This is a genomic window from Streptomyces pilosus, from assembly GCF_014649835.1.
In the GTDB taxonomy this organism is placed as follows: Bacteria; Actinomycetota; Actinomycetes; order Streptomycetales; family Streptomycetaceae; genus Streptomyces; species Streptomyces pilosus.
The window spans coordinates 521637-544349 of record NZ_BMTU01000005.1 but is presented as its reverse complement, the minus strand read 5'-3'; the positions used below and the strand labels follow the sequence as shown (position 1 = coordinate 544349).

General features: G+C 74.2%; 19 protein-coding genes. 13 read left to right on the top strand and 6 right to left on the bottom strand.

Features of this window, described 5'->3' with window-relative positions; all coding sequences use genetic code 11:
- The 5 genes from IE118_RS16340 to IE118_RS16320 all read left to right on the top strand — a co-directional run bounded on the left by IE118_RS16340 (position 1) and on the right by IE118_RS16320 (position 6130).
- Complete coding sequence (locus IE118_RS16340) at positions 1-1845, top strand: acetyl/propionyl/methylcrotonyl-CoA carboxylase subunit alpha (RefSeq protein ID WP_189558601.1); 1845 nt, start codon at positions 1-3, stop codon at positions 1843-1845.
- A gap of 108 nt (positions 1846-1953) precedes the next feature.
- Positions 1954-3123 (top strand): acyl-CoA dehydrogenase family protein, encoded by a 1170-nt coding sequence (locus IE118_RS16335; protein ID WP_189558600.1) that lies wholly within the window; start codon positions 1954-1956, stop codon positions 3121-3123.
- 48 nt (positions 3124-3171) lie between these two features.
- Positions 3172-4752 carry a 4-coumarate--CoA ligase family protein gene (locus IE118_RS16330; protein ID WP_189558599.1) on the top strand — a complete coding sequence of 527 codons (1581 nt, stop codon included), beginning with the start codon at positions 3172-3174 and terminating at the stop codon, positions 4750-4752.
- Positions 4749-5483, top strand: a complete 735-nt coding sequence (locus IE118_RS16325) for an enoyl-CoA hydratase family protein (RefSeq protein WP_189558598.1) — start codon at positions 4749-4751, stop codon at positions 5481-5483. Before IE118_RS16330 ends, IE118_RS16325 begins: the two co-directional genes overlap by 4 nt.
- A complete protein-coding gene (locus IE118_RS16320; RefSeq protein WP_189558597.1) occupies positions 5471-6130 on the top strand; it encodes a TetR/AcrR family transcriptional regulator in 660 nt (219 codons plus the stop codon). The genes IE118_RS16325 and IE118_RS16320 overlap by 13 nt, the downstream gene beginning before the upstream one ends.
- Here IE118_RS16320 and pdxH read toward each other — a convergent pair.
- Positions 6120-6788: a pyridoxamine 5'-phosphate oxidase gene (gene pdxH, locus IE118_RS16315; RefSeq protein ID WP_189558596.1), complete on the bottom strand. Its 669-nt coding sequence runs from the start codon at positions 6786-6788 to the stop codon at positions 6120-6122. The two genes, IE118_RS16320 and pdxH, sit on opposite strands and share 11 nt — an antisense overlap.
- Before the next feature lie 289 nt (positions 6789-7077).
- On the opposite strand from pdxH, the gene IE118_RS16310 reads away from it, so the two are divergent.
- Positions 7078-8178, top strand: a complete 1101-nt coding sequence (locus IE118_RS16310; protein ID WP_189558595.1) for a citrate synthase 2 — start codon at positions 7078-7080, stop codon at positions 8176-8178.
- 471 nt (positions 8179-8649) lie between these two features.
- On the top strand, positions 8650-10044 hold the full coding sequence (locus IE118_RS16305; RefSeq protein ID WP_189558594.1) for a PAS domain-containing protein: 1395 nt from the start codon (positions 8650-8652) through the stop codon (positions 10042-10044).
- Positions 10045-10127: 83 nt separating this feature from the next.
- On the opposite strand, the gene IE118_RS16300 is transcribed toward IE118_RS16305, so the two are convergent.
- Complete coding sequence (locus IE118_RS16300) at positions 10128-10883, bottom strand: SIS domain-containing protein (protein ID WP_189558593.1); 756 nt, start codon at positions 10881-10883, stop codon at positions 10128-10130.
- Positions 10884-11114: 231 nt separating this feature from the next.
- On the opposite strand from IE118_RS16300, the gene IE118_RS16295 reads away from it, so the two are divergent.
- Positions 11115-11810 carry an iron-dependent transcriptional repressor DtxR gene (locus tag IE118_RS16295; RefSeq protein ID WP_189558592.1) on the top strand — a complete coding sequence of 232 codons (696 nt, stop codon included), beginning with the start codon at positions 11115-11117 and terminating at the stop codon, positions 11808-11810.
- A gap of 539 nt (positions 11811-12349) precedes the next feature.
- Positions 12350-13225 carry an alpha/beta fold hydrolase gene (locus IE118_RS16290; protein ID WP_189558591.1) on the top strand — a complete coding sequence of 292 codons (876 nt, stop codon included), beginning with the start codon at positions 12350-12352 and terminating at the stop codon, positions 13223-13225.
- A gap of 309 nt (positions 13226-13534) precedes the next feature.
- On the opposite strand, the gene IE118_RS16285 is transcribed toward IE118_RS16290, so the two are convergent.
- Complete coding sequence (locus tag IE118_RS16285; protein WP_189558590.1) at positions 13535-14197, bottom strand: bifunctional DNA primase/polymerase; 663 nt, start codon at positions 14195-14197, stop codon at positions 13535-13537.
- Positions 14198-14502: 305 nt separating this feature from the next.
- On the opposite strand from IE118_RS16285, the gene IE118_RS16280 reads away from it, so the two are divergent.
- Together IE118_RS16280 and IE118_RS16275 are read left to right on the top strand one after the other, a co-directional pair.
- Positions 14503-15888 carry an NsdA family TPR-like regulatory protein gene (locus IE118_RS16280; protein ID WP_189558589.1) on the top strand — a complete coding sequence of 462 codons (1386 nt, stop codon included), beginning with the start codon at positions 14503-14505 and terminating at the stop codon, positions 15886-15888.
- Between the two features lie 177 nt (positions 15889-16065).
- The gene (locus IE118_RS16275) at positions 16066-17958 is read left to right on the top strand and encodes a hypothetical protein (RefSeq protein WP_189558588.1); all 1893 of its coding nucleotides are present in this window, start codon (positions 16066-16068) and stop codon (positions 17956-17958) included.
- A gap of 54 nt (positions 17959-18012) precedes the next feature.
- Here IE118_RS16275 and IE118_RS16270 read toward each other — a convergent pair whose 3' ends face one another.
- The gene (locus IE118_RS16270) at positions 18013-19320 is read right to left on the bottom strand and encodes an ABC transporter substrate-binding protein (RefSeq protein WP_189558587.1); all 1308 of its coding nucleotides are present in this window, start codon (positions 19318-19320) and stop codon (positions 18013-18015) included.
- Between the two features lie 172 nt (positions 19321-19492).
- Between IE118_RS16270 and IE118_RS16265 the strand changes: the two genes are divergently transcribed.
- Together IE118_RS16265 and purU are read left to right on the top strand one after the other, a co-directional pair.
- The gene (locus IE118_RS16265) at positions 19493-19939 is read left to right on the top strand and encodes an SCO4402 family protein (RefSeq protein ID WP_189558665.1); all 447 of its coding nucleotides are present in this window, start codon (positions 19493-19495) and stop codon (positions 19937-19939) included.
- Positions 19940-19986: 47 nt separating this feature from the next.
- Positions 19987-20868 carry a formyltetrahydrofolate deformylase gene (purU, locus tag IE118_RS16260; protein ID WP_189558586.1) on the top strand — a complete coding sequence of 294 codons (882 nt, stop codon included), beginning with the start codon at positions 19987-19989 and terminating at the stop codon, positions 20866-20868.
- A gap of 42 nt (positions 20869-20910) precedes the next feature.
- On the opposite strand, the gene IE118_RS16255 is transcribed toward purU, so the two are convergent.
- Both IE118_RS16255 and IE118_RS16250 read right to left on the bottom strand, forming a co-directional pair.
- Positions 20911-22077: a maleylpyruvate isomerase mycothiol-dependent enzyme family protein gene (locus IE118_RS16255; protein ID WP_189558585.1), complete on the bottom strand. Its 1167-nt coding sequence runs from the start codon at positions 22075-22077 to the stop codon at positions 20911-20913.
- Positions 22074-22655: a sigma-70 family RNA polymerase sigma factor gene (locus IE118_RS16250; protein WP_189558584.1), complete on the bottom strand. Its 582-nt coding sequence runs from the start codon at positions 22653-22655 to the stop codon at positions 22074-22076. The genes IE118_RS16255 and IE118_RS16250 overlap by 4 nt, the downstream gene beginning before the upstream one ends.
- Positions 22656-22713: the final 58 nt, after the last annotated feature.

The following is a 22713-nucleotide window of genomic DNA, read 5'->3' as shown; positions in this document are numbered from 1 at the left end:
ATGATTACTTCCGTACTGGTGGCGAACCGGGGCGAGATCGCCTGCCGCATCGCCCGCACCTGCCGCGACCTGGGCATCCGCACGGTCGCCGTGCACTCGGACGCCGACGCGAACGCCCTGCACGTCCGCGAGGCGGACACGGCGGTACGCCTCCCGGGAGCCGCGCCCGCCGACACCTACCTGCGCGGCGACCTGATCGTGAAGGCCGCCCTCGCGGCCGCTGCGGACGCCGTGCACCCCGGCTACGGCTTCCTCTCCGAGAACGCCGGCTTCGCCCGGGCCGTCCGGGACGCGGGCCTGGTCTGGATCGGACCGCCCCCGGAGGCGATCGAGGCGATGGCGTCCAAGACGCGCGCCAAGGAACTGATGGGCATCGAGCCCCTGCGCGAGGTCGCCGAGGCCGACCTGCCGGTGCTGGTGAAGGCGGCGGCGGGCGGCGGCGGGCGCGGCATGCGCGTCGTACGGCGCCTCGCCGACCTGGACGCCGAACTGGCCGCCGCCCGCGAGGAGGCCGCGAGCGCCTTCGGCGACGGCGAGGTGTTCACCGAGCCGTACGTGGAGGGCGGACGCCACGTCGAGGTGCAGGTCCTCGCCGACACCCACGGCACCGTGTGGGCGCTCGGCACCCGCGACTGCTCCCTCCAGCGCCGCCACCAGAAGGTGATCGAGGAGGCCCCGGCCCCCGGGCTCCCCGCGCGGCTCACCGGGGAACTGCACGCCCTCGCCGTACGCGCCGCGCGCGCCGTCTCCTACGCCGGCGCCGGCACCGTGGAGTTCCTCGTCGCCGACGGCCGGGCGCACTTCCTGGAGATGAACACCCGCCTCCAGGTCGAACACCCCGTGACCGAGGCCGTGTTCGGCCTCGACCTCGTCGCCGAGCAGATCAGGATCGCCGAGGGCCACGTCCTGGACCCGGAACCCCCGCCCGCGCGCGGACACGCCGTGGAGGCCCGCCTCTACGCCGAGGACCCGGCCAGGGACTGGGCGCCGCAGACCGGCCGGCTGCACCGCCTCGCCGTCCCGGGTGCCGTGCGCCTGGACACCGGCTACACGGACGGCGACGACATCGGCGTCCACTACGACCCCATGCTCGCCAAGGTCGTCGCCCACGCGCCCACCCGCGCCGAGGCGATCCGCCGACTGGCCTCCGCCCTGGACCGCGCGGAGATCCACGGCCCCGTCACCAACCGGGACCTCCTCGTCCGCTCCCTGCGCAGCGAGGAGTTCGCCGCGGCCCGGATGGACACCGGCTTCTACGACCGCCACCTGCCCGCGCTGACCACCCCCGCCACCGACCCCCACGCCCCGCTCGCCGCAGCCCTCGCCGACGCCCGCGGCCGCTCCCGCTTCGGCGGCTGGCGCAACCTCGCCTCACCACCGCAGACCAAGCGGTACGCCGTGGGCGGCGAGGAACACGAGGTCCGCTACCGGCACACGCGCGAGGGCCTGACCGCCGACGGGGTGCAGGTCGTCCACGCCGACGCCGCACTGGTCGTCCTCGACGTGGACGGCGTGCGGCGCAGGTACCGGGTCAGCCGCTACGGCGACCGCGTGTACGTGGGCGCCACCGCCCTCACCGCCCTGCCCCGCTTCCCCGACCCCGCCACCGAGCACGCCCCCGGCTCCCTCCTGGCCCCCATGCCCGGCACGGTCGTCCGCGTCGCCGAGGGCCTGACCGAGGGCACGCCGGTGGAAGCCGGACAGCCCCTCCTCTGGCTGGAGGCCATGAAGATGCAGCACAGGATCACCGCCCCGGTCACCGGAGTACTGGGCGTCCTGCGCGCGACGGCGGGCGAGCAGGTGGAGGTCGGCACCCTCTTGGCAGTCGTGGAAGCGACACCGTAGGCGCGCGGGGCCGTGCCCGGTGGGCGGCTGCCGCCGCGTGGGCGCGAGCCACCACAGCGAACCCGCACCCTCCGCATCACGCGAAGCCCTTTCCCCTCAGGAGCCCCCATGCCGTTGATCGAATCAGAAGAGCACAAGGCACTCCGCGAAGCGGTCGCCTCGTTCGCGAGGAACCATCCCCGCACCACCACCGGCGCCGACAACCGCCACTTCTGGCAGGAAGCCGCCAAGCTCGGCTACATCGGCGTCAACCTGCCGGAGGCGTACGGCGGGGGCGGCGGCGGCATCACCGAACTCTCCCTCGTCCTGGAGGAGATGGGCGCCGCCGGCAACCCCCTGCTGATGATGATCGTCTCCCCGGCCATCTGCGGCACCGTCATCTCCCGCTTCGGCACCGAGGCGCAGAAGCGGGAGTGGCTGCCCGCCCTGGCCGACGGCAGCCGGCTGATGGCCTTCGGGATCACCGAACCCGACGCCGGTTCCAACAGCCACCGCATCACCACGACGGCCCGCCGGGACGGCGGCGACTGGCTCCTCACCGGCCGCAAGGTGTTCGTCTCCGGGGTCGACATCGCCGACGCCACCCTCATCGTGGGACGTACCGAGGACGCCCGCACCGGGAAGCTCAAGCCCTGCCTGTTCATCGTCCCGCGCGACGCCGAGGGCTTCCAGCGGCGGCCCATCGACATGGAACTCACCTCCGTGGAGAAGCAGTTCGAGCTGGTCCTCGACGACGTACGCCTGCCCGCCGACGCGCTCGTGGGTGGGGGCCCCTCCCACGCTTTCGGCAGTGGGGGAGAGGACGCCGGGCTGCTGCAGCTCTTCGCCGGCCTCAACCCCGAGCGGATCATGACCGCCGCGTTCGCGATCGGCATGGGCCGCCACGCCCTCGCCCGCGCGGTCGAGTACGCCCGCGAACGCATCGTCTGGAAGGTCCCCATCGGCGCCCACCAGGCCATCGCCCACCCCCTCGCCCAGGCGCACATCGAACTGGAAATGGCCCGCCTGATGATGCAGAAGGCCGCCCACCTGTGCGACGCCGGAGACGACATCGGCGCCGGCGAGGCCGCCAACATGGCCAAGTACGCCGCCGGGGAAGCCTGCGTGAAGGCCGTCGACCAGGCCGTGCACACCCTCGGCGGGAACGGCCTCACCCGCGAGTACGGGCTCGCCCAGCTGATCACGGCCGCGCGCGTGTCCCGTATCGCGCCGGTGAGCCGGGAGATGATCCTCAACTACGTCTCCCACCAGACCCTGGGCCTGCCCAAGTCGTACTAGGGGCCTGTCCGACCCTTCCCATCGTCGCCCGGCCGTCCTGGAGGAACCATGTTCCGAAGCGAGTACGCAGACGTCACCCCGGTCGACCTCCCCATCCACGACGCGGTCCTCGCCCGGGCCGCCGAGTTCGGGAGCACCCCGGCACTGATCGACGGCACCGACGGCACCACCCTCACCTACGAACAGCTCGACCGCTTCCACCGCCGGGTCGCCGCCGGGCTGGCCGAAGCGGGCGTGCGCAAGGGCGACGTGCTCGCCCTGCACAGCCCCAACACCATCGCCTTCCCGACCGCGTTCTACGCGGCCACCCGCGCCGGCGCCTCCGTCACCACCGTCCACCCCCTGGCCACCCCCGAGGAGTTCGCCAAGCAGCTCGAGGACTGCGCGGCCCGCTGGATCGTCACCGTCTCCCCGCTGCTGCAGACCGCGCGCAGAGCCGCCGAACTCGCGGGCGGCGTCCAGGAGATCCTCGTCTGCGACAGCGCGCCGGGACACCGTTCCCTGATCGACATGCTGGCCTGCACGGCACCCGAACCGGTCGTCGGGATCGACCCGGCCGAGGACGTCGCCGCACTGCCGTACTCCTCCGGCACCACCGGCGTCCCCAAGGGCGTCATGCTCACCCACCGGCAGATCGCCACCAACCTCGCCCAGCTCCAGCCCGCCATCACGGCGGGCCCCGGCGACCGCATCCTCGCCGTCCTGCCCTTCTTCCACATCTACGGACTGACCGCCCTGATGAACGCGCCCCTGCGGCAGGGCGCCACCGTCGTCGTCCTCCCGCGCTTCGACCTGGAGACCTTCCTCGCGGCCATCCAGAACCACCGCATCACCGGCCTGTACGTGGCACCGCCCATCGTGCTGGCCCTCGCCAAGCACCCCCTGATCGCCGAGTACGACCTGTCCTCCCTCCGGCACGTCATCAGCGCCGCCGCACCCCTGGACGCGCACCTCGCCGCCGCCTGCGCGCGACGGCTCGGACTGCCGCCCGTCGGGCAGGCGTACGGCATGACGGAACTCTCCCCGGGCACGCACGTCGTCCCCCTGGACGCCATGCACGAGGCGCCCCCCGGCACCGTCGGCAAACTCGTCGCCGGCACCGAGATGCGCATCGTCTCCCTCGACGACCCCGGGAAGGACCTCGGCCCCGGCGAGTCCGGCGAGATCCTCATCCGCGGCCCCCAGGTCATGAAGGGCTACCTCGGCCGCCCCGACGCCACCGCCGCCATGATCGACGAGGACGGCTGGCTGCACACCGGGGACGTCGGACACGTCGACGGCGACAACTGGCTCTTCGTCGTCGACCGGGTCAAGGAACTCATCAAGTACAAGGGATTCCAGGTCGCCCCCGCCGAACTCGAAGCCCTGCTCCTCACCCACCCCGGCATCGCCGACGCGGCCGTCGTCGGCGCCCACGACGAGGACGGCAACGAGATCCCGCACGCCTTCGTGGTCCGCCGGCCGACCGCGCCGGACCTCACCGACGGCGACGTCATGCTGCACGTCGCCGAGCGCGTCGCCCCGTACAAGCGGGTCCGGCGCGTCACCTTCATCGACGGCGTCCCGCGCGCCGCCTCCGGAAAGATCCTGCGCCGCGAACTCCGCGCGGCGCCCGAGGAGCCCTCGTGACCCTGATCGGCCGCACCCGCGCCCGGGGCGTCGAAACGCTCTCCCTCGACGCCCCGGAACGCCGCAACGCCCTCTCCGCCGCCCTCGTCGCCGAACTGGCCGAGGCGCTCGCGGACGCCGGGAAGGACACCGGCGTCCGCGCCGTCGTCCTCACCCACACCGGCAACACCTTCAGCGCCGGCGCCGACCTGCGCGACCCGCCCGCCCCCGACGCGCTGGTGGCACTGCTGCGGCAGATCGTCGAGCTGCCCCGACCCGTCGTCGCCCGGGTCACCGGGCACGTCCGGGCCGGGGGCCTCGGCCTCCTCGCCGCCTGCGACGTCGCCGTCGCCGCCCACACGGCCACCTTCGCCTTCACCGAGGTCCGCATCGGAGTCGCCCCCGCCGTGATCTCCCTGCCCCTGCTGCCCCGCACCGACCCCCGCGCCCTGGCCCGCTACTACCTCACCGGCGAACGCCTCGACACCACCGAGGCGACCCGCGCCGGCCTGCTCACCGCGGCCGCCGAGGACGTGGACGACGCCCTCGCCCCCATCCTCGACGGACTGCGCCGGTCCGCCCCCGAAGCCCTGGCCGAGACGAAACGGCTGCTCACGGCTAGGGTGCTGGAGACCTTCGACCGGGACGCGGACACCCTGACCGCGCTCTCGGCACGCCTCTTCGCCTCCGCCCACGCGCGCGAGGGGATGACGGCCTTCCTCGAACGACGGGATCCGGAATGGGTGGTGTGAGCACGGCCGACCGTGCGGAACGAGTCCCCAAGCAGGACCGCAGCCGGGCCACCCGGCAACGGCTCCTGGAGGCCGCCGTGGCCTGCCTCGCCGAGCACGGCTGGGCAGGCTCCACGGTCACCGTCGTCGCCGAACGCGCCGGCGTCTCCCGGGGAGCCGCCCAGCACCACTTCCCGACCCGCGAGGACCTCTTCACCGCCGCCGTCGAATACGTCGCGGAAGAACGCTCCAGCGCACTGCGCGCCCTCTTCCCCGAGGGCGCCGCCGCGAGCGACCGCCGCGCGGTCGTCGGGGCACTGGTCGGCCTCTACACCGGACCCGTCTTCCGGGCCGCGCTCCACCTCTGGGTCGCCGCCTCCAACGAGGAACAGCTCCGCCCCCGCGTCACCGAACTGGAACTGCGGGTCGGCCGCGAGTCCCACCGCATCGCCGTCGAACTCCTCGACGCCGACGAGTCCCGCCCCGGCGTCCGCGAGACCGTCCAGGGCCTCCTCGACATGGCCCGCGGTCTGGGCCTGGCCAACCTCCTCACCGACGACACCGCCCGCCGCGAACGGGTGGTGGCCCAGTGGGCCGCACTGCTCGACGAGGCGCTGGACCGGGACGCACCGGCGCCACCGTCCGGGGCACCCGCGGTCACGGACTGAGCCGCTCCACCCGCCAGCCGCCACCCGCCCCGGCGACGTACCGCAGCCGGTCGTGCAGGCGGTTCTCCCGGCCCTGCCAGAACTCCACCGTCTGCGGGGTCACCCGGAAACCACCCCAGTGGGGCGGCACCGGCACCTGCTCGCCCTCCGGGTAGCGGGCCGCCAGACCGGCGTAGGACGCGTCCAGCTCCTCGCGGCCGGCGATCACCGACGACTGGCCACTCGCCCACGCCCCCAGCTGGGAGCCGTGCGGGCGGGTACGGAAGTAGGCGGCCGTCTCGTCCCGGCCGGTGCGGCGCGCGGTACCGGTGACGATGACCTGCCGGGCCATCGGATGCCACGGGAACAGCAGCGAGACGTGCGGGTTCTCCGCCAGGTCACGGCCCTTGCGGGAGCCGTAGTTCGTGTAGAAGACGAACCCGTCGTCGTCGAAGTGCTTCAGCAGCACCGTGCGGGAACTGGGCCGGCCCTCCGCGTCCGCCGTCGAGACGATCACGGCGTTCGGCTCGAACAGGCCGCCGTCCGTCGCGGCCTGTTTGAACCAGCGCGCGAACTGCTCGACGGGCGTGGCGGCCAGGTCGGTCTCGGAGAGCCCCTCGGTCCGGTACTGCTTGCGCATCGCGGCGAGATCGAAGGCAACGGCGTCTCGGTCGGTCACGCCGTCATCCTGCCGTACGAACACCGCCGCCGGGGACGGTGTCCTGCATCACGTGGTGGCACTGAGTGCCGCGAACACTCCCCAAAGATGGCACTCAGGGATATCGTGCAGGCACTGATCCGGTTGGGTGACCACCAGCCGGGGCACCACAGGGATGACGTCCCGGACCGCGAGTACACCCAGCGTGACCGCGGATCCACCGGACGCGTCCGCTTCGCGCCGACGGACCGGCACATGGTCGTTCCACCCACAACACCATCTGTCACCCACCTCACCAAGGAGCCGCCAGATGTCCGACTTCGTACCCGGGCTCGAAGGAGTCGTCGCGTTCGAAACGGAGATCGCCGAACCGGACAAGGAGGGCGGCGCCCTCCGGTACCGGGGCGTCGACATCGAGGACCTGGTCGGGCACGTCTCCTTCGGCAACGTCTGGGGACTGCTCGTCGACGGCGCGTTCAACCCCGGGCTGCCGCCCGCCGAGCCGTTCCCCATCCCCGTCCACTCCGGCGACATCCGCGTCGACGTGCAGTCCGCGCTCGCGATGCTCGCCCCCGTCTGGGGCCTCAAACCCCTCCTCGACATCGATGCCGAGCAGGCCCGCGACGACCTCGCGCGCGCCGCGGTGATGGCGCTGTCCTACGTCGCCCAGTCCGCCCGCGGCCAGGGCCTGCCCATGGTCCCCCAGAGCGAGATCGACAAGGCCGACTCCATCGTCGAACGCTTCATGATCCGCTGGCGCGGCGAGCCCGACCCCAAGCACGTCGCCGCCGTCGACGCCTACTGGACGTCGGCCGCCGAGCACGGCATGAACGCCTCCACGTTCACCGCCCGCGTCATCGCCTCCACCGGCGCGGACGTCGCCGCGGCCCTCTCCGGAGCCGTGGGCGCCATGTCCGGCCCGCTGCACGGCGGCGCCCCCTCACGCGTGCTCGGCATGATCGAGGAGATCGAGCGCACCGGGGACGCCGAGGCCTACGTCAAGCAGGCCCTCGACAAGGGCGAACGCCTCATGGGCTTCGGCCACCGCGTCTACCGCGCGGAGGACCCCCGCGCCCGCGTCCTGCGCCGCACCGCCCGCGAGCTGGGAGCGCCGCGCTTCGAGGTCGCCGAGGCCCTGGAGAAGGCCGCCCTGGCCGAGCTGCACGCCCGCCGGCCCGACCGGGTGCTCGCCACCAACGTCGAGTTCTGGGCGGCCATCGTGCTGGACTTCGCCGAGGTCCCGGCGCACATGTTCACGTCCATGTTCACCTGCGCCCGTACGGCGGGCTGGTCGGCGCACATCCTGGAGCAGAAGCGCACCGGCCGCCTGGTCCGCCCGTCCGCCCGCTACGTCGGCCCGGGCACCCGCGACCCGCGCGAGATCGAGGGCTACGGGGACATCGCCCGCTGAACCGGAAGCTCCCGGGAACGCAGACGACCCGCGAGTCGGGTTCCTCCCTGGGGAGGAGCCGGCCGGACGATACCGGCGACTCGCGGGTCGGGTGACTGCGATGGATTGGGCCGGCTGCGCGCATCACACACACGCTGGTCCGGCACCGAACCGAGTACGGCGACGGGCCACTAGCCCGCAGCCACCTCTTCCGTCCGGTCTGCATACATCTGCCGAACCACCTCCCTTCTGAAGTGGTTCCCACACTAGGAACCGATCGCCGGGTCATCAACCACTTTTTTCCCGGCTCTCGTTTCCGTCGCCTCCTCCGCCCGCGGAGCCCCGGCAGGTGAGGAGCGGCGTACAGCGGCGTACAACGGTTTTCACAATCTTGCGGGAACCCGATGTGCGCTGAGTCACGTTCAAGTTGAATGATGGTGAACGAGCGAACCGTCGTGCCGTACGTGCGGACGCAGCCTGCAGGGGGTCCAGGTGAGTGCTTCCCGGCGTAGTGGGACCACCGACGAGCTGGGGCCGGACGAGTCCGGGCCCGGGCGGGAGGGGTCGGACGGCTCCGACCTCCTCGCCGCGCTGCTCGACGGCATGGACGCCGCGCTGTGTGCCTTCGACGCGCACGGGACGGTCACGCACTGGAACCGTGAGGCGGAGCGGATCCTCGGCTGGAGCGCGCGGGAGGCGGTGGGCCGGGCCGGTTTCGCCGGGTGGGCGGTGCGCAGCGCGGACGCCGAGGAGGTCGAGGCGCGGCTGCTGTCGGCCATGGACGCGCCGGGCCGGCAGGTGAACGAGTTCGCGCTGCTGACGAAGGACGGCGGCCGGGTGCTGGTGCGGACGCAGTCCGCGGCGGTGCCCGGGCCCGACGGGAAGCCGGCGGGGGTGTACTGCGCGTTCAGCGAGGTGCACGCGCAGATCGACCTGGAGCGGTCGATCGCGCTGAGCGAGGCGCTGCTCGACGACGCCAGCTGGGGGGTGGTCCTGGTCGACGCCGACCTGCGGCCCGCGGTGGTGAACACGCACGCCGCGCGGGCCCTGGGCACGGGGCGTACGGCCGTCCTGGGGCGGCCGCTGGGGGAGTTGCTGGCGCAGGGAGCGGAGGAGCTGGAGAGCGCGCTCGCGCATGTTCTGGCCGAGGGCGCGCCGCCCGCGCCGGCCGAGCTGTGGGTGAGTGTGCGCACCCCGGAGGGTGAGCGGCGGCGGTGCTGGCGCAGCGGGTTCGTGCGGCTGGCGTCGCCGCTCGCGGAGGAGCCGGTGCCGCTGGGGGTCGGCTGGTTGTTCCAGGACGTGACCGAGGCCCGGCAGGGTGAGCAGGAGGCGTCGCTGCTGCGGTTCCGGGCGCAGCAGTTGCACCGTGCGGCGCGGGCGGCGGCGGAGTGCGAGGACCCGGCGGAGGCGGCGACGGTGCATCTCGACTTCGCGCTGGCCGGGTTCGCCGACCATGCGCTGATCGACCGGGTGGCGGAGTGCCCGGAGGGCGCCGGAACCGTGCGGCTGGTGCGGATCGCGGCGACGCCCTCGGGCGCGCCGGGGCCGAGCAGGCTGGACGGGCGGGCGGGGCTGCCCGTGCGGTACGGGGAGTCGCATCCGGCGGTGCAGTGCGTGGAGCGGGCCGGGTCGGTGCGGGCCGGGGCGGGCGCCCTGAGCGCGGAGGACGCGCGGGTGTGGGCGCTGGGGCGGCAGTGGCCGGAGGACGCGGTGTACGCGCTGTGCACGGTGTTGCGGAGCAGGGGGCGCACGCTCGGTGCTGTGACGTTTCTGCGGGGGGCGGGGCGGCATGCGTTCGAGCGCTCCGACGCGATGTACGCGGAGGACGTGGCCGTGCGCATCGCGGTGGCACTGGACCTGGCGTCCCTCGTCCCCCCGGAGCACTGACCGGGGGTCGTCCCAGCCGCCCAGCCGCCCAGCCGCCCGGCCGCCCGGCCGCCACAGCGCCCCGCCGGCGCCGGGGGCGGCCGTCAGTGGCGGTAGAAGATCCGGTCGGCGTACTCCTCGAACACCCGGGCGTTCCACTCGAGCCCGCCGTCCACGTTGCCGGAGCGCAGCAGGGGCGGTTCCACGCCCCGCTCCGCGAGGACGGCCGCCGCCGTCGCCATGACGGCCTGGAGCAGCGCCGTCGTGACCACCGTGGACGCGGGAGCGAACGGTGCCGGGACCCCCTCGTGGGTCAGCTCCGCGTCCCCGACCGCGATGCCGGAGTCGAGCACGAGGTCGCAGTGGTCCTTCAGGAACGTCCCCGAGGAGTGCCGGGACGTCGTCTGCGCCGCGTACGCCACCGACGTCACGCCGACGACCCGCACGCCCAGCTCGCGTGCCTTCACGGCCATCTCCACCGGCAGCGCGTTGCGCCCGGACAGGGAGATGATCACCAGGGTGTCGCCCGCGCGGAGCGGCGAGGACTCCAGCACCACGCTCGCGAGCCCGTCGACGCGTTCCAGGGCGGAGCCCAGCGTGGCGGGCCGCACGTCGACCCCGACGACGCCGGGGACGGTGAGCAGGTTCATCAGGGCGAGTCCGCCCGCGCGGTAGACGAGGTCCTGGGCGGCGAGCGAGGAGTGCCCGGCGCCGAAGGCGAAGAGGCGGCCGCCGTCCGTGACGGTGTCGGCGATCAGCGTGCCCGCGGCCTCGACGGACTCGGCCCGCTCGTCACGGATCCGCCGCAGCAGACCGATCGCGGCGTCGAGGAACTGACCGGCCGGCGTGCGGTCGCTCATGCGGCATCCCTTCGCGGGTCGAGTGCTGCGGATCACCGTGCGGTCTGGACCAGTGCCGTGTCAATACGGCGTCCGTGAGGCCGGAATTCCCGGGTCATGGCCCGTCGTTTCCGCGGCGCGGCCCGGTTGTCGGCCGTATGCGTCAGAATTGAGTCCGGGGCCAGCGCACGCGCCGGTGTGCGGTCCAGCACTCCGGCAGAGCCAATCCGCAGATCTCATCAAGGGGCATGAATGTCCGGACTGATCGACACTACGGAGATGTATCTCCGCACCATCCTCGAGCTGGAGGAGGAAGGTGTGGTCCCCATGCGCGCCCGGATCGCCGAGCGGCTCGACCAGAGCGGGCCGACGGTCAGCCAGACGGTGGCGCGCATGGAGCGCGACGGTCTGGTCTCCGTCGCCCCGGACCGGCACCTGGAGCTGACGGAGGAGGGCCGCCGGCTGGCCACGCGGGTGATGCGCAAGCACCGCCTCGCCGAGTGTCTGCTGGTCGACGTGATCGGCCTGGAGTGGGAGCAGGTGCACGCGGAGGCCTGCCGCTGGGAGCACGTGATGAGCGAGGCCGTCGAGCGCCGTGTGCTGGAGCTGCTGCGGCACCCGACCGAGTCGCCCTACGGCAACCCGATCCCGGGCCTGGAGGAGCTGGGCGAGAAGGACGGCGCCGATCCGTTCCTCGACGAGGGCATGGTGTCGCTGGCCGAGCTCGACCCGGGGGCCGAGGGCAAGACGGTCGTGGTGCGGCGGATCGGCGAGCCGATCCAGACGGACGCGCAGTTGATGTACACGCTGCGCCGGGCGGGCGTGCAGCCCGGTTCGGTGGTGAGCGTCACGGAGTCGGCCGGCGGCGGGGTGCTGGTCGGCAGCAGCGGTGAGGCGGCCGAGCTGGAGACGGACGTGGCCTCGCACGTCTTCGTCGCCAAGCCCTGACGGGGTGGCCGGTGCGACGCCGGCCGGCGTCGCGCGTCCCGCTCACCGGGCGGACGCCCCGCGCCCCGGTGTGAACGCGCCGAATCGGCGGTCCGTTGCGTGGAATCGCAGCGCCCGCCGGGATCGCGTGCGAGGCTGGGGCGTGAGGCATATGACCTGAGGGGCTCTTGGCCGGACCGACAGCGATGTCATCCCGGCCGGGGAGGGGCGGGACGATGTGCCGTGACCACGTGAGGAGCCCCGGCGCCGCACGGCGCCGGGGCCTGTCCTCCCCTGTGCTGACCCGGAGCCCCGAGCTCTCAGGGTCATTCCCCTCGGACCGTTTTCCCCGAGCGGTCCGCCTCCCGTTGGACATCTCCCCTGGGCCGCGGCGATCAATCCCCGCCGGGGGTCACTCGAACGAGGGGTGTTGCCGGGCAAGAGCGCATTTTCGAATACTCATTCGATAGCCTGCGGGTGTGGTTGCGGGTGCGGGTGGCCGCGGGCGGGGCCAGGACACAGGCAGTGGGCAGGCAGCGAGCTTGGGGGGTGCCAGGACCATGGCGCGACGCATCGACGTGACCGGGACGGACGGCGTACGGCTCGCCGCCTGGGAGTTCGGCGACCCGCCCAAGAACCGGCCGGACCCGGCGGAGCACACCGCGCAGGAGACGCCCGGCGTGCTGTTACTGCACGGCCTGATGGGCCGCGCCTCGCACTGGGCCTCCACCGCCCGCCGGCTCTCCGGGCGCTACCGCGCGGTCGCCCTCGACCAGCGCGGCCACGGCCGCAGTGACAAGCCCCCGCAGGCCTCCTTCACCCGCGACGCCTACGTCGACGACGCCGAGGCTGCCCTGGAGCAGCTCCGCCTCGGCCCCACCGTGCTCATCGGCCACGCCATGGGCGCGCTGACCGCCTGGCAGCTCGCCGCCAAACGCCCGGACCTGGTCCGCGGCCTGATCATCTGCGACATGCGGGCCTCCGCCCTGGGCGCCGCCTCGCAGCGCGAGTGGGCCGAGTGGTTCAAGGCCTGGCCGGTGCCCTTCGCCACCCTCGCGGACGTACGCAAGTGGTTCGGCGAGGACGACCCGTGGGTGGAGCGGCCCAACCCGGCGCGCGGCGAGTTCTACGCCGAGGTGATGGCCGAGTCGCCCGACGGCTGGCGCCCCGTCTTCGACCCGGACCAGATGCTCCGCTCCCGCGAGACCTGGGTGTTCGACGCCCACTGGGAGGAGCTGGCCCAGGTGCGGTGCCCCGCCCTGGTGGTCCGCGGCCTCGACGGGGAACTGGGCCGCGCGGAGGCGCAGGAGATGGTGCGCGTCCTGCCCCGCGGCCGGTACGCCGAGGTGGCCGACGCCGGTCACCTCGTCCACTACGACCAGCCGGAGGCCTGGCTGGCCGCCGTCGAGCCCTTCCTCGACTCCCTCGGCGACTGAACGCCCGCGCGGCGAGGCGCAGGACGATCTCCCCCTCCGCAGCCGGAAGCCGACGGGCAGCACGGCGCCCGTGCCCCTCCCGGGCGGGGGACGCCCGAGGGGGTCCATGGAACCGCGGTCGCCGGACGGCACGGAGTCGCGGTCGCCGACCCTGCGGAACGGCGGTCGCCGGCCACTACGGATCCGCGGTGGCCGGACGATCCGGATCCGCGGCCGCCGGGCGGCGCGGGCCCGGCGCGGGCCCGGCGGGAGGGCGGCCGGCGCGCGGCGGGAGGGGGTCGCGGGCCCGGTCGGAGGGTGGTAGGTGGCCTACCGGTCCCGTCCGCACGCGTAGGCCAGTGGCGGGACGATCTCCTCCACGTCCGGCAGCCACCGGTTGGCCGCGGACGGCCGGCAGGCCCACTGCACGGCGCCCCGCGACCCGACCCGGGTGGGCGGCGCGGCCACGAAGTCGCCCTCCCCGCGCACCGTCAGGTCGATCGACGACAGCGACCAGCCCAGGCCGCGCAGCAGCTTCGGCACCTTCGCGGCGGCCCCCGGCAGCACGAAGAACTCCGTCCGCCGGTGCGGCGTCACCGTGACCGGCCCCGGCGTCAGCCCCAGCCGCTCCATCCGCGCGAGCGCCAGGAACCCGGCCGACTCCGGCACGGACACCGCGTCGAAGGTCAGCCCGGTGGGCAACAGGACCGAGGCGTCCGGCCGCTCCCGCCACATCCGCCGGGCGACGGTCGCGCTGCCGGTCGCCCGCACCGCCCAGTCCTCGCGGGCCGGATGCGCCCCGGGCGCGGGGCACGCCGCGTCACCGCACGAGCAGCCCTGCACCCCGCTCCGGGTCTCCAGCCAGGTGCCCGGCACCACGTCCCAGTGCCGCTCCTCCGTGTAGCGGACGGCGGCGTCCAGCAGCGATTCCCCGCGCTGCTTCGGGATCTGTACGGCGTCGGCGCCCGCGATGGTCTCTTCCACGATGAACACAACTACGGGTGTCACCAGGGGTTACGCCCGCCCGTATGCGCGGGGGGAGAGCACCGGGTCCCGGTCCGGGGCGCACGGGTGCATCCGCGGGGGCGCGCGGGGGAACCGCGTTCGCGGATGGGTAACCACGAGGGGGGCCGGCAACCGCCGTTACCCCGGCAATCCTCACATGCTTCGCATTGTCGGCACAGCGGCGGGGCATTGATCTTCACGGCCGGTTCGTCTCGCCGGGACGTGAGAAGTACGGCCGCGGAAGAACGTCAACCCGGTGCGTGGGCAGGCACCGCAGCCTCAGGGGGTACGCCATGGCCGCAAGGCCTCTCGTCGCGCGGCAGCCGAACGAACGGCTGCAGGCGCTCATCCAGGAAGCCGGGTGCTCCAACGCCGGACTGGCCCGCAGGGTCAACATGTGCGGCGCCGAGCACGGCCTCGACCTGCGCTACGACAAGACGTCGGTGGCGCGCTGGCTGCGCGGGCAGCAGCCCAGGGGCCGGGCGCCGGCGGTCATCGCCGAGGCCCTGGGCCGCAAACTGGGCCGTACGGTCACGATCGACGAGATCGGCATGGCCAACGGCAAGAACCTCGCCTCGGGGGTCGGGCTCCAGTTCTCGCCGACGGTACTGGGCGCCATCGAGCAGGTCTGCGAGCTGTGGCGCAGCGACGTGGGGCGGCGGGACTTCCTGTCCGGCTCCTCCGTCGCCGCCTCCGCGCTGGTGGAGCCGAGCCGCGACTGGCTGATCTCCGCACCCGACGGGCAGGTGGCGCGCTCGGCGGGACCGCGGGTGGGTCAGTCCGACGTCGCGGCCGTCCGGTCCATGACGCAGGCGCTGGTCGACCTGGACCACCAGTACGGCAGCGGGCACGTCCGCCCGGTCGTGGTGCACTACCTCAACAGCGTCGTCTCGGGACTGCTGGCGGGGTCGTACCGGGAGGCCGTGGGCCGCGACCTGTTCGCCGCGGTCGCACGACTGACCGAACTCGCCGGGTACATGGCCGTGGACACCGGGCAGCCGGGGCTCGCCCAGCGCTACTACATCCAGGCGCTGCGGCTGGCGCAGGCGGCCGGGGACCGCGGCTACGGCGGCTACGTGCTCGCCGCCTCCATGAGCCACCTGGCCGCGCAGCTCGGGAACCCGCGCGAGATCGCCCAGTTGGCACGGGCGGCGCAGGAGGGCGCGCGGGGGCGGGTGACCCCCCGCGCGGACGCGATGTTCCTCGCGGCGGAGGCACGCGGGCACGCGCTGATGGGCGACACGCACGCCGCGCACGCGGCGGCGGGGCGCGCCCTGAGCGCGATGGAGTCCGCCGCCGCGGACTCCGGCGACGACCCGGTGTGGATCACGCACTTCGACGAGGCCTATCTGGCCGACGAGTTGGCGCACTGCCACCGGGACCTCGGGAACGCCGAGGCGGCGGCGCGGTACGCCCGCCAGTCCCTGGACGGGCATCCCGCCTCGCGGGCCCGGCGGCGGGCGATCGGCTACGTGCTGCTGGCCACCGCGCAGGTGCAGCAGCGCGAGATCGAACAGGCCTGCAGCACCGGCCTGAAGGCGGCGGAACTGCTGGGCGGGCTCCGCTCCAACCGGGGCGCCGAGTACCTGGAGGACCTCCAGCAGCGCCTCGAACCCTTCCGGGAGGAGCCGGTGGTACGGGAGTTCGGGGCGCGCATGGAGCTCCAGACGGCCGCCTGAGGGCAGTTGGGCGACAGGGAGACGGGGGAGAGGGGACATGATCAGCGAGCGGTGACGTGGTTTTGTTACCGCGCTCACAGGGCAGGAGGTCAGGTTCTGTGCTGCGTGGCACCGTGCTCCGGGGACCCGGTAGCGTGAGCCGACGATTCACAAGGTCCCCCATTGGTAGGAGTCCCGGTGACGCAGAGTGGACAGGGCGAGGAGCCCTCGGCGCGCCCCGCGCGCGAAGGCATCGTGCTGCCCTCCGACGGTGGTGAGCCCCTGCTGCCGGGCGCGGCGGCCGGACCGGTCGCCCCGGGCGGCTCCGGTGCCGACGGCCGGCCCCCCGCGGGCGGGTTCCCCGCCTCGGCCCCGCCCGGCGGCCAGACCTGGGGCACACCGTGGGGTCCCGGCCCGCAGGAGCCCGGCCCGTCGTCCGGCCAGAACTGGCAGGCCCCGCCCGACGGTTCGTGGGGCGGCACTCCGGAACAGTCCTCCTGGAACGCCCCGGCCGCGTCCCCGGGCGGCCAGGGCCCCGGCCCGCTGCCGCCCGAGGGTGCCCGTCCCGCGTCCCACGGCGCCGACGCCGGCTACGGCGGGCACCCCGGTGCCGCGCCCCTGCCGCAGCCGGACGCCGGGTACGGCGGCCACCCGGGCGCGCCGCACGGCGGCGGCGACCCCTACGGCGCCCCCCACGGCGGCGGCGACCCCTACGGCGCTCCGCACGATGCTCACCCCGGCGCTCACGGCGCTCACGGCGCTCACGGCGCCTCCCAGGCGTACGGCGCCGCGCCCGCACCCCACGCACAGCCGGGCGCCGGGTACGGCGGCCACCAGGGCCCGGACGCCGGCGCCTCCGACCCGTACGGCTCGGCCTACGGAACCCCCGCGCACCAGGCCCCCCACCAGGGCTACGGCGCCCCCCGGGCCGGCGGCGCGCCCCTGCCGCCCGCCGCACCCGACGGGTCGGAAGGGGCCACCCAGTTCCTGCCGCCGGTGCCCGCCGCCGGCGCCGACGAGGGCGCGACGCAGTACATACCCCCGGTGGGCCCGGGCGCGCTGCCGCCCGAGATGCCCGCCGCGCACCACTCCGAGGACACCCGGTACCTGGGTCGCCCGCAGCAGCACGCGCCCGGCGCCGGTCCGCTGCCGTCCGCCGGCCATCCCGACGCCGAGGCCACCCAGTTCATCGCCCCCGTCACCGACCAGCCGCCCGGCGCGTCCTACGGCGCACCGGCCGGTCCGCCGCCCGGTGACGCCGGCCGGCAGCCGCCCGCCGAGTTCGACAACCTGTTCCGCAGCGACGACGGCGGCCCGGCCGGCTCCACCCAGCAGCTCCCGCGCGTCGAGTACGGCGGCCCCGCCCCGGCCGCGCACACCCCGCACCCGTCCGGCCGCTCCGGCGGACGCGGTGGAGGCGCCGGACGCGGCGGGGGCGGCGGACGCGGCGGGGGCCGCAGCGGCACCCGCGTGCCGGTCATCGCGGCGGTCGGCGTCGGCATCGCCGTCCTCGGCATCGGCGCGGGCGCCCTGCTCGGCAGCGGGGGCGACGAAGACGGCGGCGCCAAGGAGACGGTGTCCGCCACCGCGCCCGCGAGCCAGGAGGCCGAGGCGTCGCCCTCGCCCACCGTGGACCCCGTCCGCGAGCAGGCCGTCGAGCTGGACAAGCTGCTGGCGCACAGCGGCGACAGCCGGACCGCCGTGATCAACGCGGTCGCGGACGTGAAGTCCTGCCGCAACCTGGAGCAGGCGGCCAAGGACCTCCGGCAGGCGGCCGGGGAGCGCAGCAAGCTGGTCACCGACCTCTCCGCGCTGTCGGTGGACAAGCTGCCCGACCACGAGGCCCTGAGCGCCGCGCTCACCAAGGCGTGGCAGGCGTCGGCCTCCGCCGACAACCACTACGCGGCGTGGGCCGACCAGGCGGCCGGCAAGAAGGGCTGCCGGAAGGGCCAGGCCCGCACGACCAGGGAGACCCAGGCCGGGAACCGGGACAGCGGTACCGCGACCGCCGAGAAGGGCAGGGCGGCCACGCTGTGGAACAAGATCGCCCAGCAGTACGGGCTGACCCAGCGCCAGCCCACCCAGCTCTGAGCCCGGCCCGCCCGGGACCGGCCGGCCGCCGTTCACCGGTGGCCGGCGGACCCGCTACAGATCCGCGCCCCGCAGGGTGTCCGTCACGTCCGTGAAGCCCTTGCGGGCGGCCACCAGCCGGCCCTTCTCGACCACCTGGAGGGTCACGTTCGCGTTGACCAGGCGGGGATAGCCGACGGCGGCCAGCTCGTCCTGGAACTTCCACTCCAGGGTGGGGGTGAGGTCGCCGGTGGTGACCTTCAGCCCGCCGTCCAGCGCGCCGCTCACCGTGTCGGAGTTCACCTCGCCGTCCCCGAGCGACTCCACGACCTGCCGGAACACGGTGTAGGCGATCCAGGTGGTCTGCACCCCGGCGTCCGCCGCGTCGACCCGGTTGTCACCGAACGCCTCCTTCTCGATCACCTGCTTCATGGCGTCCCAGCGCGGGTCGCCCGCCGCCGGGTACCAGCCGGTCACGTACGACCCCTCGTAGGGACTCGACGGCCCGCCGGACGCGTCCACGGCGGACTGGTCGACGCTGCCCAGCACGGTCGCGGTGCGCACCTCGGGGTAGTCCGCGCGGGCCCGCCGGAAGGAGTCCATGAAGGTGCCCGTGCGGTCACCGAGCGCGGGCACCACACAGCCGGGTCGGGCGGGATCGGTGGTCGCGCGCTCCAGGGCCCGCCTGGTCTGGCTCTCGTACGAGGTGTCCGCCTCCACGGCCCGCTGGTCGCCGGCGAGCGCGTGCCCGCCCGCCTTCAGGCCCGAGTCGAGCAGCGGGGGCAGCTGGTCGCCCGCGAGGGTGTCGGGCCGGATCAGGGTGACCGGGCCGCAGGTGTCGGCGAGGGTGCGGCCGAGGCCCGCCAGCAGCGCCGGCTGGCCGCCGTTGACCGGGTAGGACAGGGGACTGGTGAACTCGGCGGTGGTGATGCCGTAGCCGCCGATGTAAGGGATGCCGGCGGCCTCCAGGGTGGGCAGGAAGCCCTCGGCGTACTGGCTGTAGGAGCCGACGACCGCGACGACCTCCTCCTCCACGGCACGCCGGGCGCACCGTGCGGCGCTCACCGAGTCGTTGCGCTCGTTGCAGGTCAGCACCTCGACCCGGCGGCCGTCGAGGCCGCCCTCGGAGTTGATCCAGCGGGCCCAGGCCTCCGCGAAGGCGGGCATCCCGGGCTTGTTGGTGGCGTCGGTGTCCTGCGGCGCCCAGGTCATCACCGTGATGGTGTCGTCCCCGGAGCCCCCCGTGGCACCGGGGACGACACCGCACCCGGCGGCGATCGGCGCACACGCCGCCAGCGCGCCCGTGGTCAGGGCGGCGGCTCTGACGCGCCGGGTGAGGAGGCGGGGGAGGAAGGTGCTGCGGTTCTGTCGCCTGCCGGTCATGTCCCCGCACGATTCCCCCACACGGCCAACCCCGGAGTGACCCTCGGTCAACGGACGGTGACGGCGGGGTGAATTGCGGGGTCCCGTGCGACCCGCGGCGGGCGGAAACGTACGATCGACGACCGTGCAAGGTTCGGAGAACTCTTCCCGTCGCGGCCGTCGCTCCTCCACCATGGGCGGCATGCCACTCAACGACATGCCGTGGTGGCGCTGGCGCAGCAATGTGCGCTCCGCGCTGCACATGCTCTCCGACCCCGGCTTCCAGCGGGACGTCTGGCTGGCCGGCGTGCCCGGCTACGGGGACGTCACCGACGCCGTGTACCGGCTGGTCGAGGACACCTGGCTGGACAACTGGTCGGCGGAGAAGTACGTCGGCACGATCTTCCGCGACTCCCAGGAGGCGGCGCTCGTCGACACCGCGGTGCTGCGCGTGCTGCGGATCATGCACCAGGTCGGGCCGGACGCGCCGGTGACCGCCTACCTCGAGCACGAGGGGTGGCCGGAGGCGGTGCGTGCCGCGCGGGACGCGCACGTCCGGATGGCGACCAGCGACGGCGAGGACCCGGACACCCCGCCGAGCAGCCTCGACGTGCTGCGGATCGTGACGCGGTCCGCGTAGCGGAACGACCCCCCGGCCGTGACGCCTCGTGTGGGACCCTTTTCTGCATGAGCGAGCAGTCCACCCGAGCCGCGGCCCCGGCCGACCAGTACGTCCTCACCCTGTTCTGTCCCGACAAGCAGGGCATCGTGCACGCGGTGTCCAGCTACCTGTTCATGACCGGCTGCAACATCGAGGACAGCCAGCAGTTCGGCGACCACGACACGGGACTGTTCTTCATGCGGGTCCACTTCTCCGCGGAGGCCCCGGTGACCGTGGAGAAGCTGCGGGCGAGCTTCGCGGCGATCGGAGACTCCTTCCGCATGGACTGGCAGATCAACCGGGCCGACGAGAAGATGCGCATCCTGCTCATGGTCAGCAGGTTCGGGCACTGCCTGAACGACCTGCTGTTCCGCGCGCGGACGGGCGCGCTGCCGGTGGAGATCGCCGGCGTGGTGTCCAACCACACCGACTTCGCCGAGCTGGTGTCCTCGTACGGCATCCCCTTCCACCACATCCCCGTGCCGAAGGACGGCAAGCCGGAGGCGGAGGCCAGGCTGCTGGAGATCGTGCGCGAGGAGGAGGTCGAACTCGTCGTCCTCGCCCGCTACATGCAGGTCCTCTCCGACGACCTGTGCAAGCAGCTCTCCGGGCGGATCATCAACATCCACCACTCCTTCCTGCCGAGCTTCAAGGGCGCGAAGCCGTACCACCAGGCGCACCTGCGGGGCGTGAAGCTGATCGGCGCCACCGCGCACTACGTCACCGCCGACCTCGACGAGGGGCCGATCATCGAGCAGGAGGTCGAGCGGGTGGGGCACGACGTCACCCCCGAGGGGCTCGTCGCGATCGGCCGTGACGTGGAGTGCCAGGCGCTGGCGCGGGCGGTGAAGTGGCACGCGGAGCGGAGGATCCTGCTGAACGGCCGCAGGACCGTGGTCTTCGCCTAGTTGTTCGGTCAGCCCCTCCGGCCGCCCGAGCCCGAGCCCGCGCTACATCCTGCTCATGCTCGCCGCGGCGAAGAGGACGTCGCGGATCGCCGTGCGGTCCCCCTCCTGCCCGGCGGCAGCCTCCCGCGGGGGGAGGTGGCCGGCGGCCAGGCGGCAGAACTCCGCGCCGTCCAGCGCGACATGCGCCACCTCGTGCTCGGCGGAGCCCTTCGCCGCGGGGGAGTCCAGCGGGATCAGCCACTCCCCGCCGCCCGACCCCTCGATCTCCAGCCGCAGGCTGCGCCCCGGCTCCCCGGCGGCGACCAGCCGGCGCTCGACGGGCGAGGCCAGCCCGTGCAGCCTGCGGTGCTCCAGGACGGCCGGGAGCATCCGCGCGGCCAGGTCGACCAGGCGGTGCAGATGCCGTCCCGAGGGTGGTTCGTAGGGGTAGTCGACCGCCTCGGCGATGTCCTCGGCGTGCACCCAGCACTCGAAGGCGCGGTCCAGCATCGCGTCGGACAGCGGCAGTTCGAAGTCGCCGTAGGGGACCGTCGTCCGCCCGGTGCCGCCGCCGGTGAAGGACACGGTCCGCACGAGGGCGTGGCTCTGCTCGCGCCAGGGTCCGCGCACGGAGCGGGTCGGCGGGAAGCGGGCGGCCCGCCAGTACGCCTCGGTGCGCTCCGCGGGGGTGGGCCGGGCGGCCGCGACGGTGCCGAGCGGGTCGTCCAGGCCGAGGGCGACCGCGACCAGCCCGTCGACCGTCAGCAGGTGCGCGATCACCCCGGCGACGGTGGTGCGGCGGCTGCTCGCCTCGTCGGCCTCGTACCAGCGCAGCCGTACCGGCGCGTGCCACTCGGAGACACCGAAGTCCTGGAGCAGGGCGTCCAGCCGCGCCGTCTCGGCGTCGTAGGCGGCGGCCCACTCCGGTACGGGGACCCGCGGCGGGCGCCGTTCCAGGCAGGACTCCAGCACGCGGGTGCGCAGCCCCGGGTCCAGGTCGAGGCTCTCGGGCCGGTGCAGGAGGCCGACCGCCTCCCGCAGCCGCAGCGCCTCGTCCGCGCAGGGCCCGCAGTCCCCGAGGTGCTCCTCGACGGCCTCCGCCTCGGCCGGCGCGCAGGCGGCCAGGGCCCAGGCGCCCAGCAGGGACTTCAGCACGCCGTGCTCCGGGACGAGGGGCATACCGTCCGGCCCGTCCGTGCCGGGCGGGACCGTGGCGGGCCGCCGGCTCACGCGGCACCCCCGATCCCGGGCGGGGCGCCGGGGGTCTCGGCGTCGTGGGCGGTGGCGAGCAGCTGGAGGCCCAGGCGGAGCCGGCGGCGGGCCTCGTCGTCGGTGACGCCCAGGTCGGTGGCGGTCTGGTGGTAGTCGCGGCGCTGGAAGTACGCCAGTTCCAGGGCGGCCCGCAGCGGCGCCGGCATGGACTGGACGATGTAGTCGGCGCGGGCGGCCACCGAGGCGTGCCGCAGCTTGCGCTCCAGGTCCTCGGTGGTGCCGTGGCCGCCGCGGGCGAGGGCCGCGGTCTCGGTGGTGCGCAGCCGCTGCACGGCCAGCCGGTTGGTCAGCGCGGCGAGCCAGCTGCGCAGGGGGCCCTCACCGGGGTCGTAGGCGTCCGGGTGCTGCCAGAGGTGGGCGAAGACGTCGCGGGTGATGGCGTCGGCCGCGTGCTCCTCGCCGACGACGCGGTGGGCGAGGCCGTGGACGAGGGAGGCGAACCGGTCGTAGAGCTCCCCGAGGGCGGCCGCCTCCCCGCGCGCGAGCCGCTGCTGCATCCTGCGGTCCCAGCGGGGCGGTGCGTCCCGTTGCGGCATGCGGCCCCTCACCCCCTGTTCTCCCGGCGCCCCGGGCCGGTCGGTGCCCGGGGCCGGC

Bases quoted from the DNA above. Each gene is read 5' to 3' on its own strand.
- IE118_RS16280 (WP_189558589.1), top strand. From the start codon at position 14,503: ATGGCCGCAAGGCCTCTCGTCGCGCGGCAGCCGAACGAACGGCTGCAG.
- IE118_RS16340 (WP_189558601.1), top strand. From the start codon at position 1: ATGATTACTTCCGTACTGGTGGCGAACCGGGGCGAGATCGCCTGCCGC.
- IE118_RS16250 (WP_189558584.1), bottom strand. From the start codon at position 22,655: ATGCCGCAACGGGACGCACCGCCCCGCTGGGACCGCAGGATGCAGCAG.
- IE118_RS16335 (WP_189558600.1), top strand. From the start codon at position 1,954: ATGCCGTTGATCGAATCAGAAGAGCACAAGGCACTCCGCGAAGCGGTC.
- IE118_RS16270 (WP_189558587.1), bottom strand. From the start codon at position 19,320: ATGACCGGCAGGCGACAGAACCGCAGCACCTTCCTCCCCCGCCTCCTC.
- IE118_RS16310 (WP_189558595.1), top strand. From the start codon at position 7,078: ATGTCCGACTTCGTACCCGGGCTCGAAGGAGTCGTCGCGTTCGAAACG.
- IE118_RS16295 (WP_189558592.1), top strand. From the start codon at position 11,115: ATGTCCGGACTGATCGACACTACGGAGATGTATCTCCGCACCATCCTC.
- IE118_RS16330 (WP_189558599.1), top strand. From the start codon at position 3,172: ATGTTCCGAAGCGAGTACGCAGACGTCACCCCGGTCGACCTCCCCATC.
- IE118_RS16265 (WP_189558665.1), top strand. From the start codon at position 19,493: ATGGGCGGCATGCCACTCAACGACATGCCGTGGTGGCGCTGGCGCAGC.
- IE118_RS16300 (WP_189558593.1), bottom strand. From the start codon at position 10,883: ATGAGCGACCGCACGCCGGCCGGTCAGTTCCTCGACGCCGCGATCGGT.
- purU (WP_189558586.1), top strand. From the start codon at position 19,987: ATGAGCGAGCAGTCCACCCGAGCCGCGGCCCCGGCCGACCAGTACGTC.
- IE118_RS16290 (WP_189558591.1), top strand. From the start codon at position 12,350: ATGGCGCGACGCATCGACGTGACCGGGACGGACGGCGTACGGCTCGCC.
- IE118_RS16320 (WP_189558597.1), top strand. From the start codon at position 5,471: ATGGGTGGTGTGAGCACGGCCGACCGTGCGGAACGAGTCCCCAAGCAG.